At 63.3% G+C, this 17,957-nt stretch carries 21 protein-coding genes and 1 tRNA gene; 11 read left to right on the top strand and 11 right to left on the bottom strand.

Translation table 11 applies throughout. From position 1 onward, the window contains the following. From argB to Q8R81_RS09780, 6 genes are all read left to right on the top strand, one after another. A partial coding sequence (gene argB, locus Q8R81_RS09805) for an acetylglutamate kinase (protein WP_305617315.1) occupies window positions 1-555 on the top strand: 555 nt, incomplete at its 5' end. 35 nt (window positions 556-590) lie between these two features. Continuing rightward, window positions 591-1,121 carry a hypothetical protein gene (locus Q8R81_RS09800; protein ID WP_305617313.1) on the top strand — a complete coding sequence of 177 codons (531 nt, stop codon included), beginning with the start codon at window positions 591-593 and terminating at the stop codon, window positions 1,119-1,121. A gap of 140 nt (window positions 1,122-1,261) precedes the next feature. Next, the gene (locus Q8R81_RS09795) at window positions 1,262-1,561 is read left to right on the top strand and encodes a YggT family protein (protein ID WP_305617311.1); all 300 of its coding nucleotides are present in this window, start codon (window positions 1,262-1,264) and stop codon (window positions 1,559-1,561) included. Between the two features lie 16 nt (window positions 1,562-1,577). Continuing rightward, window positions 1,578-2,471 (top strand): bifunctional methylenetetrahydrofolate dehydrogenase/methenyltetrahydrofolate cyclohydrolase FolD, encoded by an 894-nt coding sequence (gene folD / locus Q8R81_RS09790; protein ID WP_305617309.1) that lies wholly within the window; start codon window positions 1,578-1,580, stop codon window positions 2,469-2,471. 170 nt (window positions 2,472-2,641) lie between these two features. Continuing rightward, window positions 2,642-3,430 carry a hypothetical protein gene (locus Q8R81_RS09785; RefSeq protein ID WP_305617308.1) on the top strand — a complete coding sequence of 263 codons (789 nt, stop codon included), beginning with the start codon at window positions 2,642-2,644 and terminating at the stop codon, window positions 3,428-3,430. 3 nt (window positions 3,431-3,433) lie between these two features. Then, window positions 3,434-4,054 (top strand): MarC family protein, encoded by a 621-nt coding sequence (locus Q8R81_RS09780; RefSeq protein WP_305617306.1) that lies wholly within the window; start codon window positions 3,434-3,436, stop codon window positions 4,052-4,054. Here Q8R81_RS09780 and Q8R81_RS09775 read toward each other — a convergent pair. The 3 genes from Q8R81_RS09775 to Q8R81_RS09765 are packed head-to-tail and all read right to left on the bottom strand — an operon-like array spanning window position 4,045 to window position 7,246. Then, the gene (locus Q8R81_RS09775) at window positions 4,045-5,673 is read right to left on the bottom strand and encodes an alpha-N-arabinofuranosidase (RefSeq protein WP_305617304.1); all 1,629 of its coding nucleotides are present in this window, start codon (window positions 5,671-5,673) and stop codon (window positions 4,045-4,047) included. The genes Q8R81_RS09780 and Q8R81_RS09775 overlap by 10 nt on opposite strands. Before the next feature lie 53 nt (window positions 5,674-5,726). Then, window positions 5,727-6,344 (bottom strand): LON peptidase substrate-binding domain-containing protein, encoded by a 618-nt coding sequence (locus tag Q8R81_RS09770; protein WP_305617303.1) that lies wholly within the window; start codon window positions 6,342-6,344, stop codon window positions 5,727-5,729. A 5-nt stretch (window positions 6,345-6,349) separates the two neighbouring features. Beyond that, a complete protein-coding gene (locus Q8R81_RS09765) occupies window positions 6,350-7,246 on the bottom strand; it encodes a tetratricopeptide repeat protein (RefSeq protein WP_305617302.1) in 897 nt (298 codons plus the stop codon). A gap of 242 nt (window positions 7,247-7,488) precedes the next feature. Here Q8R81_RS09765 and Q8R81_RS09760 point away from each other — a divergent pair. The 3 genes from Q8R81_RS09760 (at window position 7,489) to Q8R81_RS09750 (ending at window position 10,517) form a co-directional block, all read left to right on the top strand. After that, window positions 7,489-7,563, top strand: a tRNA-Gly gene (locus Q8R81_RS09760). Between the two features lie 703 nt (window positions 7,564-8,266). Beyond that, window positions 8,267-9,022 (top strand): LuxR family transcriptional regulator, encoded by a 756-nt coding sequence (locus Q8R81_RS09755; RefSeq protein ID WP_305617300.1) that lies wholly within the window; start codon window positions 8,267-8,269, stop codon window positions 9,020-9,022. A 553-nt stretch (window positions 9,023-9,575) separates the two neighbouring features. Continuing rightward, window positions 9,576-10,517 (top strand): HEPN domain-containing protein, encoded by a 942-nt coding sequence (locus Q8R81_RS09750; protein WP_305617298.1) that lies wholly within the window; start codon window positions 9,576-9,578, stop codon window positions 10,515-10,517. Between the two features lie 140 nt (window positions 10,518-10,657). Here Q8R81_RS09750 and Q8R81_RS09745 read toward each other — a convergent pair whose 3' ends face one another. After that, entirely contained in the window at window positions 10,658-10,912 is a 255-nt protein-coding gene (locus tag Q8R81_RS09745; RefSeq protein ID WP_305617297.1) for a hypothetical protein, read from the bottom strand. Window positions 10,913-11,445: 533 nt separating this feature from the next. Here Q8R81_RS09745 and Q8R81_RS09740 point away from each other — a divergent pair. Together Q8R81_RS09740 and Q8R81_RS09735 are read left to right on the top strand one after the other, a co-directional pair. Beyond that, the gene (locus Q8R81_RS09740; RefSeq protein ID WP_305617296.1) at window positions 11,446-11,604 is read left to right on the top strand and encodes a transcriptional regulator domain-containing protein; all 159 of its coding nucleotides are present in this window, start codon (window positions 11,446-11,448) and stop codon (window positions 11,602-11,604) included. A 241-nt stretch (window positions 11,605-11,845) separates the two neighbouring features. Beyond that, window positions 11,846-12,187, top strand: a complete 342-nt coding sequence (locus Q8R81_RS09735) for a DNA -binding domain-containing protein (protein ID WP_305617294.1) — start codon at window positions 11,846-11,848, stop codon at window positions 12,185-12,187. A gap of 36 nt (window positions 12,188-12,223) precedes the next feature. On the opposite strand, the gene Q8R81_RS09730 is transcribed toward Q8R81_RS09735, so the two are convergent. From Q8R81_RS09730 to trbJ, 7 genes are read right to left on the bottom strand one after another with little or no spacing between them, the layout of a single operon-like run. Continuing rightward, window positions 12,224-12,451: a DUF2274 domain-containing protein gene (locus Q8R81_RS09730; protein ID WP_305617292.1), complete on the bottom strand. Its 228-nt coding sequence runs from the start codon at window positions 12,449-12,451 to the stop codon at window positions 12,224-12,226. Continuing rightward, the gene (locus Q8R81_RS09725) at window positions 12,448-13,656 is read right to left on the bottom strand and encodes a TrbI/VirB10 family protein (protein ID WP_305617291.1); all 1,209 of its coding nucleotides are present in this window, start codon (window positions 13,654-13,656) and stop codon (window positions 12,448-12,450) included. Before Q8R81_RS09725 ends, Q8R81_RS09730 begins: the two co-directional genes overlap by 4 nt. Continuing rightward, window positions 13,653-14,687 (bottom strand): P-type conjugative transfer protein TrbG, encoded by a 1,035-nt coding sequence (gene trbG / locus Q8R81_RS09720; RefSeq protein WP_305617289.1) that lies wholly within the window; start codon window positions 14,685-14,687, stop codon window positions 13,653-13,655. Before trbG ends, Q8R81_RS09725 begins: the two co-directional genes overlap by 4 nt. After that, entirely contained in the window at window positions 14,684-15,367 is a 684-nt protein-coding gene (trbF, locus tag Q8R81_RS09715; RefSeq protein ID WP_305617288.1) for a conjugal transfer protein TrbF, read from the bottom strand. The genes trbG and trbF overlap by 4 nt, the downstream gene beginning before the upstream one ends. A 3-nt stretch (window positions 15,368-15,370) precedes the next feature. Further along, window positions 15,371-16,699 (bottom strand): P-type conjugative transfer protein TrbL, encoded by a 1,329-nt coding sequence (gene trbL / locus Q8R81_RS09710; protein ID WP_305617286.1) that lies wholly within the window; start codon window positions 16,697-16,699, stop codon window positions 15,371-15,373. A 1-nt stretch (window position 16,700) separates the two neighbouring features. Next, complete coding sequence (trbK-alt, locus tag Q8R81_RS09705; RefSeq protein WP_305617284.1) at window positions 16,701-17,030, bottom strand: putative entry exclusion protein TrbK-alt; 330 nt, start codon at window positions 17,028-17,030, stop codon at window positions 16,701-16,703. Window positions 17,031-17,034: 4 nt separating this feature from the next. Then, window positions 17,035-17,808, bottom strand: coding sequence for a P-type conjugative transfer protein TrbJ (gene trbJ, locus Q8R81_RS09700; protein ID WP_305617283.1), 774 nt, complete (start codon window positions 17,806-17,808; stop codon window positions 17,035-17,037). Window positions 17,809-17,957: the final 149 nt, after the last annotated feature.

The following is a 17,957-nucleotide window of genomic DNA, read 5'->3' as shown; positions in this document are numbered from 1 at the left end:
AAGGCAGGCGGCAAGGCCATCGGCATTTCGGGCAAGGACGGCGGCATGGTCATCGCCCGCAAGGTCCAGTCGAAAAAGGCTCCAAAAGCCATTGCGGGCGACGATGGCGAAGCACTGGTCGTGGACCTCGGCTTTGTGGGTGAACCGGCGCGGATCGATACCACGGTGATCGACACCATCGTCAACGCCGGGATGATCCCGGTGATCGCCCCCATCGGCGTGGGCGAGGATGGCGAGACCTACAACATCAATGCCGATACGATGGCCGGGGCTATCGCCGCAGCGCTGGGTGCCGCGCGCATGTTCCTGCTGACCGACGTTCCGGGCGTGCTCGACAAGGACAAGAACCTGCTGACTGACCTGCGCCCGGCAGACATTGCGCGGCTGGCCGAAGACGGCACGATCAGCGGCGGCATGATCCCCAAGCTGGAAACCTGCGTCCACGCGGTCGAGGCCGGTTGCGAGGCAGCCGTTGTGCTGGATGGCCGCGTGCCCCACGCGATGCTGCTGGAAATCTTCACAGCGCAGGGCGCGGGCACGCTCATCCGCGCCTAAGGGGAACAACGCGCGAGTTCACACGCTGTGGCGGCATGACCCGCATCGCGCTTGCTTTCGCTGCCGCTTCGGCGCTCGTCTTCAACCTTGGCGGTTGCCAGAAAGGCCCCGCCTCGCCCTCGCCGGACGCGACGGACGCCGCTGCGCTTTCACCCGCCACGCCCGTGCCGGAACTGACACCGACCGAACCGCTGCCCATGGTCACACCGGGCGAGCCTTCGCAAACCCGCGATCCTGTGCAGGCGATGCAGGCCTTCGCCGACGCCATCGAAGCGCGCGACTGGCAGGCCGTGCGCGGTTTCTGGGGCGATTACGGCAAGGCCAGCGGCATGGAAGAGCGCGCCTTTGGCACCAAGTGGAGTTCGCTCCTCGCCCCGGTCGTGACCGTCGGCAAAGGCGAGCAGGAAGGCGGCGCAGGTTCGCTCTATTTCACAGCGCCCGTCACGATCGTGGATGGCCCGCGCACCATCAAGGGCGAGGTCACGATGCGCCGGGTCAATGACGTGGACGGCGCATCGCCGGAGCAATTGCGCTGGCACATCGAAAGCACCACGCTCACGCCCTGAAACCTTGCCAAATTCGTATGCAACACATACAGACTGCACCCATCGTTGCCATCGCGCAGCGAAGGGGCACTTGTGGCACCGGGAGAGGGTCGGCTAGGAGCAGGTTCAAGCTGCCTTTCAGCCGATAGGGAAACGCGCCAATGATGCTCTACACGCTGATCTCGATGATCAATTATCTCGTCAACATCATCGTCATTGTGGTGATCGTCCAGTTCGTGCTCGGCCTGCTGATCTCGTTCAACGTCGTGAACATGCACAACAATGCAGTCGCGGCGATCTGGAAAGCGCTGAACGCAATTCTCGAACCCATGTTGCGCCCGATCCGCAAGATCATGCCCGATACCGGCGCGATCGATTTTTCGCCGATGGTGCTGATCATCGGGCTCAACCTGCTGATGATCCTGCTGAGCGGCATTGCCGCGTCCACGGCGGGCATCTGAATCTACGGACATTCCCATGACTGCTGCAATTATCGACGGAAAGGCCTTCGCGGCCACCCTGCGCGCTCGCGTGGGCGAACTCGCCACCGCGTTCGAAGCCAAGGCGGGCCGCAAGGCGGGCCTTGCTGTCGTCCTCGTGGGCGAAGATCCGGCCAGCCAGGTCTATGTCCGCTCCAAGGGCAAGAGCACACTCGAAGCAGGCATGAACAGCTTCGAGCACAAGCTGCCTGCCGATACGTCCGAGGCTGATCTGCTGGCCGTGGTCGAAGCGCTGAACGCCGATGTGGCGGTGGACGGCATCCTCGTCCAGTTGCCGCTGCCAAAGCATATCGACGAACAGAAAGTCATCGCCGCGATCAATCCTGACAAGGACGTCGACGGCTTCCACGTGACCAACGCGGGCCGCCTTGCCGTGGGCCAGCCGGGCTTCGTGCCCTGCACCCCGCTGGGCTGCCTGATGCTGCTGAAGGACCGTCTGGGCGATCTGTCGGGGCTTGATGCCGTGGTGATTGGGCGTTCGAACATCGTGGGCAAGCCGATGGCGCAATTGCTGATCTCCGAAAGCTGCACCGTCACCGTCGCACACAGCCGCACCAAGGATCTGGCCGACGTCGTGCGCCGCGCCGACATCGTCGTGGCCGCCGTGGGCCGCCCTGAAATGGTCAAGGGTGACTGGATCAAGCCCGGCGCGACCGTGATCGACGTGGGCATCAACCGCGTTCCCGGCGCAGAGGCAGGCAAGACCAGGCTGGTGGGCGATGTGGACTATGCGTCGGCTGCCGCCGTGGCGTCGGCCATCACCCCGGTGCCGGGCGGCGTTGGCCCCATGACCATCGCGGTGCTGCTGCGCAATACGCTGGTCGCGGCCTATCGCAATGCCGGGCTGGTGCTGGCTGCTGACGCGGTTTGAGGCGGAACCCACGACTCGTCATTCCCGCGCAGGCGGGAATCCAGCGACACAAGAGCCGTCGCAAAGCGACGACGTGTCTTTGGCAAGGTCTGGATTCCCGCCTGCGCGGGAATGACGAAGGAAGGGTAAGCGGGGTGGGCAGCGCCGCACCCATCGGCTAGACAGGCCCAATGAAGCGCCTGATCCCCCTCGCATTCCTCCTCTGCACCACCCCGCTCCTCGCCCAGCCCGGCCCTCCGCCGGAGGGTGAAGGCGGCCCCGGACGCCCGCAGCGCGCCTATGCCAATCCCAGCGCGCTGATCGCCGCAGACATCGCGTTTGCCCGCCTCGCCCGCGAAAAGGGCCAATGGACCGCTTTTCGCGAAACAGCCGCCGAAACCGCCGAAATGTTCGACGGCCAGCGCGTGCTTGCCAAGACTTTGCTCAAGGACCGCAAAGACCCCGCCGAACCCTACAAATGGGCACCGCGCGCCGCGTGGATCGCCTGCGATGGATCGGCAGGCCTGACCGTGGGCGGCGCAAGCTATCCCGGCGGCGGAAACGGCGAATACGTCACCGTGTGGGAACGCCAGTTCAAGGGCAACCAGGCGTGGAAGTGGGTGCTCGACGATGGAACTGCCCTGCCCAAGGCCTTGCCCGAACTCGATTGGGTGCAAGGCACCGTGGCCGATTGCCCGGTGCGGCGCAGGCCAGCAGGCGATGTGCCACCCCAGCCCGGCAGCAAGCGCGAGCGCAAGGAACAGGGCAAGGACGCGCCCATGCTGCCACTTGCCGGGCCGATCCCCGCCAGCGACGCTCCCGCAGGCGCAGACAGCAAGACCGGGCAGTCGCGCGATGGCAGCATGGCGTGGCGCTCCACTGTCCTGCCCGATGGCAGCCGCCACCACAAAGCTTGGATTTGGAAGAACGGCGCGATGACGCAAGTGTTCGACCGCGTGTTTCCCGGAAAGGGCGCCTGAGCCATGTGGGAGCTGTTCATCTCCGCCTTCATCACGCTGTTCGTGGTCATCGATCCGCCCGGCTGCGCCCCGATCTATGCCGGCCTCACCGCCAATGCCACCGCCAAGCAGGCGTTCAGCATGGCCCTGCGCGCGTGCCTGATCGCCACTGGCATCCTGCTGGTGTTCGCGCTGTTCGGTGAAGACCTGCTGGGCGCGCTGCACATCGAACTCGACAGTTTCCGCATCGCGGGCGGCATCATGCTGTTCCTGATCGCGCTCGACATGGTGTTCGAAAAGCGCACCGAGAGGCGTGAAGAACGCGCAGAGAAAGTCCGGACCGCCCAGCCGCAGGTAGAGGACGTCTCGGTTTTCCCGATGGCCATGCCGATGCTGGCCGGGCCGGGGTCAATCGCCTCGGTCATGCTGCTCACCTCGCGCGCCAATGGCACGCCCGAAACGCTGGTCATCCTCAGCGCGCTGGGCGTGGTCATGGTGCTGAGCTTCATCGCGCTCGTCGCCGCCCGCCCGCTGATCCGGGCGCTTGGGTCTCAAGTGGAAGCGGTCATCACCCGCCTGCTCGGCGTGCTGCTGGCCGCGTTGGCCGCGCAGTTCGTGATCGACGGAATTCAGGCTCAGTTCTGATCCAGCGCCACGACGACCACCGATTTCTCAGGAATATCAAGCACCAGCGCCCCGCCCACCAGCTTTGCGCCATCAAAGCGCACGGGGCGCACTTGCTCTGCCGCACCCGGCACATTGTGAGCGTCGGTCTGTGCCGCCGTCAGCACCTGCCCGCTGACTTTGCCTGCACGAATGCCATCCAGCTTCACTGACAGGCGATAGCCGCGGTCAGCATCGGCATTGGCCACCGCCACATGCACGCGTCCGTCCTTGCCCCGCGCTGCGCTGGCGGAGAACGCGGGAAAGCTGTTTGCGCCGGATTTCAGCATGGGCGCAGAAACCTCCAGCGGCAGCGCAGTGGCATCCTGAAACGGCGTGTACATGGCAAACACATGGTATGTCGGCGTGCGCGCCATCTTTGCGCCGTCGGTCAGGATCATTGCCTGCAGCACGTTCACGGCCTGCGCGATATTGGCCATCTTCACGCGATCGGCATGGGCGTGAAAGATGTTGAGCGTCATCGCCGTGACCAGCGCATCACGAAGCGTGTTCTGCTGGCGCAGGAAGCCCGGCTCCGTCCCCGCTTCGGGCGCGTACCACGTGCCCCATTCGTCCACGTAAAGGCCGATGCGCTTTTGCGGATCGTGGCGATCCATCACCGCCTCGTGCATGCGCAGCACGCCATCCATGCGCGATGCCTGATACAGGATGTGGTTCCAGTGATCTGCCGGGAAACCGGTGGCCCCCGCCTTGTCGCGGTTCTCCCACTTGCCGTCGAACACGGTGTAATAATGCAGCGAAATCGCATCCATCATCGGCGCGGCGCTTTTCAGCACCGTGTCCATCCATGCCACGTCATCGTTGTTCGGCCCCGATGCCACGCGCAGCGCCGCATTGTCGTTGTGCATGTGAAAGGTGGAGCCGTTGCGATGCATGAACGTGGCAAAGCGGCGGTATTCGTTGGCGAAATATTCGGGCGTCTGCGCCCCGCCACAGCCCCACGCCTCATTGCCGATGCCCACGAAGCCCAGCTTCCACGGCTCCTGCCGCCCGTTGGCGCGGCGTTCATCGGCAATCGAATCCTTCGCGCTGGATGTGATGTAATCCATCCACTCGCGCATTTCCGATGGCGTCGATGTCGCCATGTTGATCGCTACATAGGACTCCGCACCAATCTGTTCGACGAAATCGAAATATTCATGCGTTCCAAAGGCGTTGCTTTCCAGCCCGCTCCACCAGTCGTTCTTGCGCACCGGGCGTTTGGCCGCAGCGCCAATCCCGTCGCGCCAGTGATAGATGTCGGCAAAGCAACCGCCGGGCCAGCGCACCACCGGCACCTTGATCGCCTTCAGCGCAGCCGCCACATCGTTGCGGATGCCACGCGTGTTGGGGATCGCGCTATCGGGGCCAACCCAGATGCCATCGTAGACGCCTGCGCCCAGATGCTCGGCAAACTGCCCCTGCAAGTGGCGCGAAAGCACCGGGCCGGGCTGGTCGGCATGCAGCACGGCTGGGATTTGAAACGGGGCGGCGGTTGCCGCGTGCCCTGCGCCCGACAATGAAATTGCCGCCCCGCCCGCCAGCGCAATCATGCTTTTCCAGACCATTCCGCTTTCCCCACCGCTGTTGTCAGCGGACATTCGCCATGTTCAGACAGCGATGTCAACCAAGGCTGGGAATGCAGCGAAAGCAGCTACTGCAGTGTGACGCTTCCGCCATCGTCGTTGTCACGCTTGCCGAAGAACTGCATGAGTTGCACCAGCAGTTCGCAACGCTCTGTCAGCGTATTGGCCTCAAGCAGCGCCTGCTTGGCCGCAGCATCGAACGGGGCAATCTGCGAAACGCCGTTTATCAGCGACATGTCGTCCAGCCGCCCGACCGAATCCCAATCCACCGCATAGCCCTGCGCATCGGCGAACTTGCGCGATTCGCGTTCGAAAGAGGCGCGCTCGACCGCGCTCAGCGCTTCGTTCATATCGTCAGCCAGCAGCTCGGCTTCGACCTGGCGGAACGGCGTGGTCACTTCCAGTTCGCGGATCACGCGGAAACGCGCCACGCCTTCCAGCATCAGGTTGTAGCGCCCGTCTTCCATCGCCTCGACATCGGCGATCTTGCCCACGCATCCGATGGTGAACAGCGGCGCGCCCGCATCGGCCGATTGCGGCTGAATCATCGCGATGCGCCTGTCCCGCGCCAGCGAATCGCTCACCATCGCGCGGTATCGCGGCTCGAAGATATGCAGCGGCAGTTGCAGCCCCGGATAGAGCACCGCGCCCGCCAACGGGAAGATCGACAGACGCACAGGCTTCATCGCGCTCAGCCGAACAGCACGGTGGAAAGCTTGCGGCGCGTGGCCGAAACCCAAGGATCTTCAAGGCCTGTTGCCTCGAATATCTGCAGCAGGCGGGCCTTGGCCGCGCCATCATTCCAGGCACGATCTGCCGCGATCATGGCGAGCAGCTTGGCCGCCGCATCGTCACGCTCACCAGCCGCATAAAGCGCGTTGGCGAATGCCAGTTGCGCTTCCATATCAGCCGGACGCTCAGCGGCGGCAGCGCGCAATGCGGCCAGTTCGCTTTCCTCGGGCGCATCCTCAGCCAGCGCCAGCGCTGAACGCGCCTGCGCAAACACGGGATCGGCAGCGATCTCGGGCGCGAGCGAATCCAGCACAGCCTGCGCCTCATCCTTGTGCCCGGCAGCGATCAACGCGCGTACCAGCCCTGCATGAGCCTGCGCATTGTCCGGCGCGATTTCAACGATCTGGGCAAACACGCCTGCCGCGCGCTCACCGTCGCCTTCAGCCAGAATTTCCTCGCCCATCGCCAGCAACGGCGCGACATCCTGCACCGGCTCGCCAGCCTCGATCGGCAGCTTGGCCAGCAACTGGTCGATATACTGCTTCAACTGGGCCTCGCCGCGCGCGGGCGTCAGATCGGCCACTGGCTGACCCTGAAACATCGCATAGACCGTCGGGATCGACCGCACCTGGAACTGCGCGGCGATGAACTGCTCCTCGTCGACGTTCACCTTGGCGAGCACGACGCCCTTGTCGGCATATTCCGCCGCCACTTTTTCAAGCACCGGCGTGAGCGCTTTGCACGGCCCGCACCATTCTGCCCAGAAGTCGAGAATGACCAGTTTGGTCATCGAAGGTTCGACCACGTTGGTGCGGAAGCGATCAACCGCTTTCTGTTCGTCCAGGCTTAGCCCCATGCTGGCCAAAGTGCTTCTCCGGTAAGTTCAGGTGCATCTAGGTGCGCGTAGGTGCTTCTAGGTGCAGTTCAGGATTTCCCCCACAATGTGGTGATGGCAGGCCATTCGGCAAGGGGAATCGGGCATTTGCACAAAGAGTTCGCACCACCTGCATTTTTGCTGTTGCGCTAATGCCGAGTCGCCGTTAGAGGCCCCAACACCCCAGCCGGACGGGGCATTTCCCACCGGCCAGAAACGCACGAGCGGGCGTAGCTCAGGGGTAGAGCACAACCTTGCCAAGGTTGGGGTCGAGGGTTCGAATCCCTTCGCCCGCTCCAAGTTTTCTACGTGGAAACAACGACTTAGTGCGACAGAAGCCTGTCGAGCTGTGCTTACATCCGTTTCCTATTGGCGGATTGTAAGCAGGTTGTAAGCGCAGGCTCGTCCTGAAGGATGCGTCAGACAGTTGTTTTTGTGCGCTCGCCGGATCGGTTGAGGCCAAAAACGTCGGCGCGATCTGACCCAGAAGCCGGTCGCTGGGTGATACTTTGCTTCAGCGGGTCCGACGACCGAGATCTAAGAAGTCCACCATCATTAGAACTGGGTCTGGCCGACTGACGAGGAGCTGCCACAGCTTGCCCTGGTGAGGGGCAGCACATCATCAGGTCGTCGGGTCAATTCTCAGTGGAGCGCGGGCCACTTCTCAATGAGACCCTATATTCACGTCGACATCAACATTCCGGCCACGTCAGATCGAGGGTATTCTCCACGCCTTCAACCCCGATTTTCTCTGTGTTGACTTTCAGGCATGAGTTAGGGTTTCGTGCCTTCGTGACGGTCGACAATCTTGAGACTCACGGTGTGAGATGCCAGCACGGCCTTCGTGTCCGAGCGCCGCCCTGATCGTCGCCCCCCACTTTCTTGAGCTCAATTTGTAATGCTATTGCCCACGTTCCGGGATGGAGACCCGGAGCCGGGACAACCAGGACGACTGTAAACGCGCAGGTTGGATTTGTGCGCTGCATTCGCAATGGGTCTGCGATGTATCATCACCATATTGAGGGACTTCTCCAAGGCATTTTGGAATCATCCACCGAGAGTGCGCTACACGGCGCAATGGCCGCTGCCCGCGAAACGATGGGGTTTCACCATTTCGCGGTGTCCTATGATTTACGGACAATCGAGCATGAACCTGCAACGGTTCTGCTTCACGACTATCCCGCCGAGTGGGCGAAAGTTTACGTTTCGTTCGACCTGGCGGGCAAGGACCCGGTTCGCCGTGCCTGCGACAAGACGATGAGAGGTTTCGAATGGGGCAACCTTGCAAACCTCGTCCCGATGACGCCGGGCGACCGCCAGATGCTCGCGATCGGCCGGGAGGTCGGTGTCACTGACGGCTATACTACACCCCGGCATATACCAGGAGAGGGAAGCGGCTCGTGCTCGTTCGTCGTCAACGACACCGCGCCCCTGCCGCGTACCATGCTGTTTACCGCAGAAATCCTCGGAGCTGTGGCGCTGGGCGCGGCACGCGCGATTCTGGTCGGCAGGCAGCGGGTCGAGGCGCCGGTGATCAGCGACCGGCAGCGCGAATGTATCTTGTGGTCGGCACGCGGCAAGTCGGCCGAGGACACAGCAACGATCCTTGGTATCAGCCAGGAGACGGTCAACCGGCATCTCAAGCTCGCGCGTGAAAGGTACGATGTGCATACGCGGCAGTCGCTGGTCCTGTCCGCGCTTTTTGACGGCATAATTGGATTTCGGGACATCTTTCGCGGCTGGCGGAGCTCGAAATGAGGGCCCTCCTTCACACCAAGGGTCGCCGGAAAGCGCGAGGGTCCTCCCCTGTTCCTGGTATGCCCCCACTACCGGGATAATGTTCTGATCGCGCCATCCTTCAACAACCAGGATGGCGCCGATGCTGCAAGATCGGGTCGAAACTACGATTTAGGCCTGAGAGCCGGGCCGATGAGAGCCATGTTTGCCTCCCGCAAGCAGGCTTTCATTGACCGGCTTGGCTGAAACCTTCGGACACTGGCCGGTCAGCACGAAATCGACCAGCTTGACGCTGTTGACGCCTGTTAGAGTTTAACGGAACTATTTTCGGAAGGGCTTGGGTGGAGGTTGACCGGGCCAGGAGCCGCGCGGTTGGAGCATGGACCGATGCCTTTAGCGGGGGGCCTGGACATGCGCATCGATAACCCGGTCGCGCCGATCCATAAAAGCGAGGGACAAGTGTGACAGTCAGATTGCGGTCAACCGATGGTTTCTGCCGATCACAGGATTTGCCCCCCTACACTGTTCAAAAGGCTGGGCTTGGCCGGTCATTTGCTGCTAGAATCCACAGGTCATGCGCACCGATCTCGACCACCTGCCAGCGAACAAGCAGCGCGAGCTTGCCCGCGTATTGCAACTTGTGTTCGAGGAATTCGACGACGCGCTCGGGCTTGCAGCGCAGGACTGGAAGAAGGCCGGGCGGATCCTCAAGGTAATCCTCTACGGCTCATATGCGCGCGGGGGCTGGATCGACGAGCCCCACACCGCCAAAGGGTACAAGTCGGACTACGATCTGCTGATCATCGTCAATGACAAGCGTCTGGCCGACCGGGTAAAGTACTGGACCCGCCTCGATGACCGGCTGATGCGCGAGTACGACATCACTGGATCGCTCAAGACCCCGGTCAATTTCATCGTTCACACCCTGCAGGAAGTCAACGACGGGCTGGCGCACGGACGGTACTTTTTCATGGATGTCGCCAAGGACGGAATCGCGCTTTACGAGAGCGACGATACCGAACTGCACCAGCCAAAGCCGAAGACGCCGCATGCAGCGCTGGACATGGCGAAGGAGTATTTTGAGGAGTGGTATCCGAGCGCCATGCGTGCGCACGTCAATTTCGGCGACGACCTCAAGCGCGGCTGGAACAAGGACGCGGCCTTTATGCTGCACCAAGCCACTGAGAGACTGTACCACGCTGTTTTGCTTACAATTAGTTTGTATACGCCACACGTTCACAATCTAGCGTTCCTGCGTACGCAAGCCGAACGGATCGACGCGCGCCTGACTTACGTCTGGCCTGGCGACAACCGCAAACAGCGGGCAATGTTCGAGAAATTGAAGGAAGCCTACGTCAAGGCACGCTATTCCAAGCACTACCGGATCAGTGAAGAAGAGCTGACCTGGCTCGGCGCGCAGGTCGAGGAACTGGGCCGCGTCGTGCATGCAATGTGTTCGGAGCGGATTGCAGCTCTGGAGCAGGACGTTGCCGCGGCGCACAGCGCGGCACCTTAGCCGTCGATCACGGGTACGGTCTTCTTCAACTCCCATTCATTCAGGACACCTTTGCTGTGTGATTGGCCGCAACCTGTGCACTACGAGTTGCTGGCGACTTCTGGATTCGCGGCTTGGCGCCCGAAGCCACGCGCCGCCGTTCACCGCCGAGTGGCCTCGACCAGCGCGACGAGGACCTCAGCGAGCGCGTCTTCAATCTGGCGCAGGCTTACACCCAATTGTTCCGCCGCCGTAGTGCTGGACAGGCCCTCGAAGCGCATCAGCCGGAACACGGTCTGATGAAACTGGGGCAGTGAATGCAGCGCGATACGCATGGCGTGCAAACGACGGCGCCGGCGCAAATGCCCGACGAGGGGCAACCGGTCGAGGAAGCGGCTGAAATAAAATGAGAACATGGGTCTTATCCAACCGACACGAACTCTTGCCAGAATGGCGAGGGCGGCGGCATGATGCCCACGCCCGCCCTAGAGGCGCGCATTGCACCCGCAGGGCCGAAGCATAGCGGAGGACCCGGCACAGCCGGGTTGCACTGTGCGCCGGGGCGGGCACGGGAGCATCAGCGGCGCCTCTGCCAGGAGAGGATCGTGCGGTGCGAGAGTCCCTTATTTTATGGCTTAATCTGGGACGAACTTACGCTCCTCGGCGCAGCGGCCCGTGCCAAGGAGAGAACTGCCCAACCGCGAGCATTCCACTTCTCCGATTCCGATCAAAGTGCACGGCGACCACATTCGCCCTCATGCCATCAGCGTTCACCATTGGCGACGGCACAACCGTCGTGCTCGGCTTCTGGCATTGTTCCCAATCACCAGGTCACATCGGGAGTTTTGAAAAGTCCATCCCCACTTCTGGGGAGCCCCCTCCCCAGACCTGGGAATAGTCGGCTTGTCGGTAATCATCGAACTTCGGCTCTCGTTTCGGAGAGCGGCAAATGGATGCGACGGGCCAATGGGATTATGCGGACTACGCCCAGGAATTCCTGCGCCGCAATCCGCTCTATCAAGCGGCATATCGCACGCTATCTCCCCACAGCCCGTCGCTCGAACATGAGGAGATGGCCCGACAATGGGGCCTTGCCTTTTCCGTTTGATCCAGCGCGTAGTACCGATGAACAGCCTGCGTCCTGGCTCCCGGAAATGCATCCGGGCACTGTGGTGTTGGGCCCCGCTCTTGTCGGTCAGCAGGGAATAGACGCGCGCCAACTTGCGACTGCGCCTGGTTTGTTTGCTGATCACATCTGCAAGGCCATGCGATATCTGGCGCTACTGTCGCCTCATGGAACCCTTCGCATCGCCATAGTGCGCGGTGCGGGGCTTACCAGTCTCACGGCAATGATCCCGATCGATGGCCATCTTGGGTCGCGGTATCGCGCATTGGCTCGGCTAAGAGCCCATGTCGATGGCGTCGCACCTCCGGCAAACATTGGCGCAGACACACCCAGTTCGTATCAGCGGTACAGGCTCGATCTGCTCCTGCGCATTCTCGATATCACGGCGGTGCCCGGTACCAGCGCGCGTGATGTGGCCATGCAGGCAATCTATCCGGGGCAGAATCTTGGCCGAGCAGCCGAATGGAAGGGGTCGTCAGAGCGACGCCATACGTTTCGGCTGATCCGCGAGGCACGGGTAATGACGACAACCGGGTATCGGGCCTTGCTGAAAAGTTCGTCCTGATTTCCATCCGCTGCCAACGCATCTGTGATCGAGACGCTAGACGCGAGGGGGCGATCGGCGCGTGCGGGCATAGCTCCGGTCGGTTGCGATAAACCGCTCGATCATCGGCGGAATGAGCCGCTCCGGTGGCGGCGCGCCGTTGGGATCGCCTTCATTCAACGCAGTGGCATAGGCCGTCAACTCCCGGTGCAGTCGCGCCGAAACTTCGACAGTCAGTTTCACGGGCTTCTCATCGGCCAGGTCGGCAAGCTTGAGCCGCGTCATTGTCCTTCTCCCAGCACCAGATCCCGGGTCACCAGCACACGAACCGGGACCCCGGGCCGAATCGTGAGCGTGGGCCGCACGCCCAGTTCGCGGCTCACGACCTGTTCGCCGGCGCGGTTGACGCTGTCCTGCGTGCCGCGCCTGATTGACCGCGAGAGGTCGCTGTCACTGCCCGCCCCGAGTTCCGAGCCGACACCCAGCAGGGTGGAAACAAGGGCTGCCTTGAGCACACCGACCCAGTGATAGTCCGTGCCGTCCTGCAGACCGGCAAAGCCGCGCGGGTCTGCCCCCGGTTGCCGTTCGAGAACAATCGAGCGTCCGTCGGGCAGGATCAACCGGTTCCACGCCAGCAGCACCCGGCTTTGTCCGAACGTGACATCGGCATCATAGTCACCGATCAGCCTCGAACCTTGCGGAATCAGCAGCATTCGCCCGGTAGGGCTGTCATAGACATTCTGGGTGACCTGCGCCGTGACCAGGCCCGGGAGGTCCGAGCGGATGCCGGTGATCAATGCCGCAGGGATGACCGATCCTGCCTGCAGGATCGCCGGTGACGCAAGCTCGCTCAAGCGTTCGCCCGAAACAGTCCGGCGATCGCTGGCCCGCTCGAGAAAGGCCTGCTTGCGGCCCGCTTCGTCCTGAGAGGCAGCGGCAGGCTGTGCCGGATCTCCGGCGACGGGCGCAACCGCAATGGTATTGCCGCTACTGTTCGCAGTGGTCCCTCCACCAAAGAATAGGCGGCTTGCGCGCGCCGATTCGCGCTCCTGGTCCGCACGTTGGCGCGCGGCATCGGCTGCTGTTGCCGCAGCGTTCGGCGCACCGGCCGCCACACCCGCTGGCGGCAAAGCGGCCACGTCACCGCGCCGCTGGGCATCGAGGATCGGTTTGCCGAGATCGCCGGGCAGCGGCGGACCGAGCTTGGGCACTGACCCGTAGTCCTTCGGCGCGCCGGCAAGATTGTCCGCGACGGTTACGCCGTCGGTGTTGTAGAGCTCGTCGGGGTTCTTTTGTCCCTGCGGTTGCAGCGCGTAGATGAGCGCACCTCCGACAACGGCGCACCCGCAAGCCGAGGCAATGCCGATGGCCTTGCGCGAGAGACGCATGACGCGCGGCGGATCCCCGCGCAGTTTGACGGCGGCTTCGGGGTCTATCACCGGCTCGCCCTCGGCCGGGGTCTGGATCGGGGTCTGAGTTTGGTCAGTCATGCCCGCCCCCGTCGGCTGGAGGTGATCCGGACGGTTTTCTGCCCCTTGCGTCCGCCGATCCGCAGTTCGGCCTGGGTGAACAGGCGATCGACGATCATGTAGCGACCGGAGACACGGTAGTTAACGAGTTCGGCATCGCCGCCCGTTCCAATCACGAACAGCGGCGGGAGCTCGCCTTGCGCGGCACCTTCGGGAAATTCGATGTACACGCGGATGCCGTCATCGAAGGCTCGGAGCGGACGCCACTCGGCCTTGTCACCGTCGATCGCGTAGCGGAAGTTGAGCAGTGAGAGGTCCATGCCTGCCGCGACCGGGGCGGTGCGCTCTACTTCGGTACGGCTCGCCCGCAGTGCGATCAGTTGATCCTGGGGATAGGTCCAGGAGACAGACGCCATGTAGATCGACGGATTGGCGCGTAGTTCGACATGGTAGGTGCGCCGGTCGGTGTTGATCACCAGGTTGGTCGTGATGTCGGGCCGCACCGGTTTGACCAGGATATGGACCCGCGCATTGGCATCAGCCCCGCTCATCGTGTCCCCGATCATCCAGCGCACCGTGTCGCCAGACGCGACGGGCCCGGAACCGACAAGCTGCTCGCCTTCCTGCAGCGCGATGTCGGTCACTTGCCCGGGCTTGGCGTAGACCTGGTAAAGCGCGCCTTCGGTATAGGGAAAGACCTGGATCGCGTTGAGGAACCCGGTGCGCTCGGGCTGGATCCGTGCCGCCTCCATCGCCGCTCCCACCCTGTCCTGCAGAGTGGGGTTACTCCGGGACGGATGGGAGCGGCCCGCGGCGTGGGGTGGGAGGCGCCGCGGAAGAGATTGGAGCTGACCGGGAAGCGGGAGTGGCACAGGGATGGCCACGATCTCGCCGGGCAAAGGGGGTGACTGCGACACCGCATTGGACAGCGCAGGCGCGGCAGGCTGGTGCGTCGTGCGCTCCTGAGCCTGCGCAGGGCAAACCAGCACTGTGCTGGCTGCGAGCATTGTGGCGGCGACGCAACGGCGTGCCACGACCCGATTGCTGATCATGATCCGAGTTCCTTCGACCAGTTGATAGCGTTGACGAAGATGCCGAGCGGGTTCTTGCGGACGGCATCGGGCGTGCGGGGAATCTGGACGATGATGGTCAGTATCGCGGTCCAGCGGCTTGTCTCGGCAAGGCTACCGTCGCGGTAGCGACGCTCGACCCACGCCACGCGGAAGCTGGTTGGCGAGGCGCGGATCACACTGGTCACGTCAACGCCGACCTGTTCGCGCCCAATCAGGGCGAAGGGATCGTTGGTCCGGGCATAGTCGTTGAGCGCAAGCGCGCCCTTGTCGGTCACAAAATCATAGGCGCGCAGCCAGTTTTGGCGGACGATGATCGGGTCGTCGGGGACGGCGCGGACTTGCTCGATGAACCGTGCCAGATGGAATGCGACCTGCGGGTCCGCGGGCGTGTAGCCGAGATCGGCAGGGGCTACGGCCTGCGCTTCACCCAGCTTGTCGACCTGAACCACCCAGGGAATGATCGACCCGCGCGCACCTTGCCAGATGATCCCGGCAGTGAGGCAAGTTGAGAGGCCGAGCGCACCGAAGAAGGCGAGCCGCCAACTGCGCGCCTGGACGCGGGCCGATCCGATGCGGTCATCCCAGACCTGCGCGGCGCGCTGGTAGGGCGTCTCGGGCTCGGGGGTCTTGCCGTAGCGGATCGAGGGTCGTCGAAACATGGGTCAGTCCTTTTCCGAAGTGTTGATGGAAGCGCCGCCGCCGTGGCTGTCGCCGGCCTTGAGCGTGTGAGCGGCGAGCGTGGCGCTGTGGGTCAGCGTCTGCCGGTCCTTCATCGCCTTGGCCCAGGCGGGCTGGCCCTGATCGCCTTCGGCGGGTGCGGCGGACGGCGTGTTTGGGCCGGGTGTGCCCGAAGGCGATATGCCGCCGCCGGTGTTGACGATCGCGGCGCGGCCGCCGTCGCGAAATGACTGGCGCATGGAATCGCCGGCCTTGCGCAGCGGCGAGGTGGCGGCACCGACAGCGGCGTCGCCGACAGCAGCCAAACCCGTGGCCACCGCAGCGGCTCCGGTTTTACCGGCAGAGCCGAGTGCATAGGCCATGGTCGCACCGCCCGTGGCACGCGAGGTGCCGTGGGCAACTTTGGATGCGGCACTGGCGACAGCACCGCCGGCCATCCGTCCACCGGCAACCGCGCCCGCAGCGGCGCCACCGGCGAGCAGTGCGGTGCCAGCAGCAGCGCCTGCGCCAAGCTGTGGTCCGCCAGAGACAATACCGTTGGCGATCCCGGGGCCGAACACGCCTAGGCCAAGCAGGGCGAGGCTGGCGAGCACAAGCGACAGCGCGTCCTCGATTGTCGGCTCTGCGCCGATCGCGCTCGTGAATTCGGTGAAGATGGTCGAGCCGATGCCGACGATCACCGCGAGGACCAGCACCTTGATGCCGGACGAGATCACGTTGCCAAGCACGCGTTCGGCCATGAAGGCGGTCTTGCCGAATAGCCCGAACGGGATCAGCACGAAGCCGCATAGCGTGGTCAGCTTGAACTCGATCAGGGTGATGAACAGCTGGATCGCCAGGATGAAGAAGGCGATGATGACCATCGCCCAGGCGACCAGAAGGATGACGATCTGGACAAAGTTCTCGAAGAAGCTGACGTAGCCCATCAGACCCGAGATCGAGTCCAGCAGTGGACGGGCGGCATCGAGCCCGACTTGTGCGACACGGCCGGGCTGGAGCAGTTCCGTCGCTGTGAACCCGGTCCCGCTGGCCTTGAGGCCGAGCCCGGCGAAGCTCTGGAAGATGATGCGGGCCAGGCTGTTCCAGTTGCCGATGATGTAGGCGAAAATGCCCACGAAGAGCGTCTTCTTGACGAGACGCGCGATCACATCATCAGCTTCACCCCAGCTCCAGAACAGGGCAGCCAGTGTCACGTCGATCACGATCAGGGTGGTCGCGATGAACGCGACCTCGCCGTGGAGCAGCCCAAAACCGCTGTCGATGTAGCGCGAGAAGATGTCAAGGAAGCGGTCGACGACGCCGGTGCCACCCATGTCATTGGCCCTTCGCTGGTTGGGGTCCTGCAGGTATCGCAGCGTTAGCGCTCTGAGTTACGACTGGACTGCTGGTCTCGCCTTTGACGCCCAGGAAGCGCCGCCGCTTCTCTGCCCAGGCCGCGCGGCATTCTGGAACATCCAGCGCCTCTTCGCCCATCGCCGCGCAATCGCGCAGCATCGCGGCGAACGGGTCGCCTTCGCCGTCGATGACGGTTTCGATTTTGGGCACTGTCCGGACTGGCTCTTGGCGCAGCTGAAGTGCGGTCATGGTCAGGGCGATGGCCACGAAGGCTCCGGCTCCGATCCGCGCAAAGAGCTTGGTGTCCATCGTCTCAGTTCCGGAACATCTGGACAGACGTGGCCACGTAACCGCGCCCGGGAGCGAGGAACCGGCGCAGTTGCTCGCGGGCCTGGGCCTTGGCGGCTGCGCTGCTCGCGGCGTCGAGGGTCTGGGCGCGCCCCATCGCGGTGACGCTGGCGATCAGATCGGTGAGTTGCTGCGACTGGACCGCGAGCAGCTGGTTGCCGGCCTGGGCCGCCTGCAGCGCGCCGGTCGCAGACTGGCTCGCGGTGACGAGGTCATTCACCGCGTTTCGCGTGCCCTCGATGTTGGCGACCGCGCCGGCCTGGACCTTGAGTGCGTCCTCGAACGCGGACACGCTGTTCTGCCAGCGGCCTTCCGCGCTTTCGACCATCGTGCGCTGCGATGCGGTCAGGTCCGTCGACTTGTACTGACGCGCAAACTCGGTCTGGATGGCTTGCACATTGTACGCCATCCGCTGGGCCTGCCCGAGCAGCGCTTGCGTCTGCGTGATCTGCTGCTGGAGCGGCGCCAGCACGCTGGTAGGCAGAGTGGCGAGATTGCGCGCCTCGTTAACAAGCGAGGTCGCCTGGTTCTGCAATGCACGGATCTGGTTGTTGATCTGCTCGAGCGAGCGCGCCGCGGTGAGCACGTTCTGCGCGTAGTTCGAGGGATCGTAGACGATCCCGCCGAACTGGGCATAAGCGGGTGCGGGCACGAGCACGGTCGCGGTGAGCGACAGGATTGCGGCGGCGGTTGCCAGCGCATGGCGAAGACCAGCCCTTTTCATATGACTCGATTTCATGGGCACTACTCCTATGATGATTGTCCAGCGGGTCTGAGATTTTCTCTGCGCTGGAACTGGGTGAAGTCGTCGAAGACCCATCCATTGCGGAGGGTATCGTAGATGATGGAGAGCAGCTTTCGGGCGGTGGCGATTATGGCCTTTCCGGT

The organism is Novosphingobium sp. (assembly GCF_030696665.1).
Lineage (GTDB): Bacteria > Pseudomonadota > Alphaproteobacteria > Sphingomonadales > Sphingomonadaceae > Novosphingobium.
Note: the sequence above shows the minus strand (reverse complement) of the source record. Positions and strands in the feature narration are given on the sequence as shown.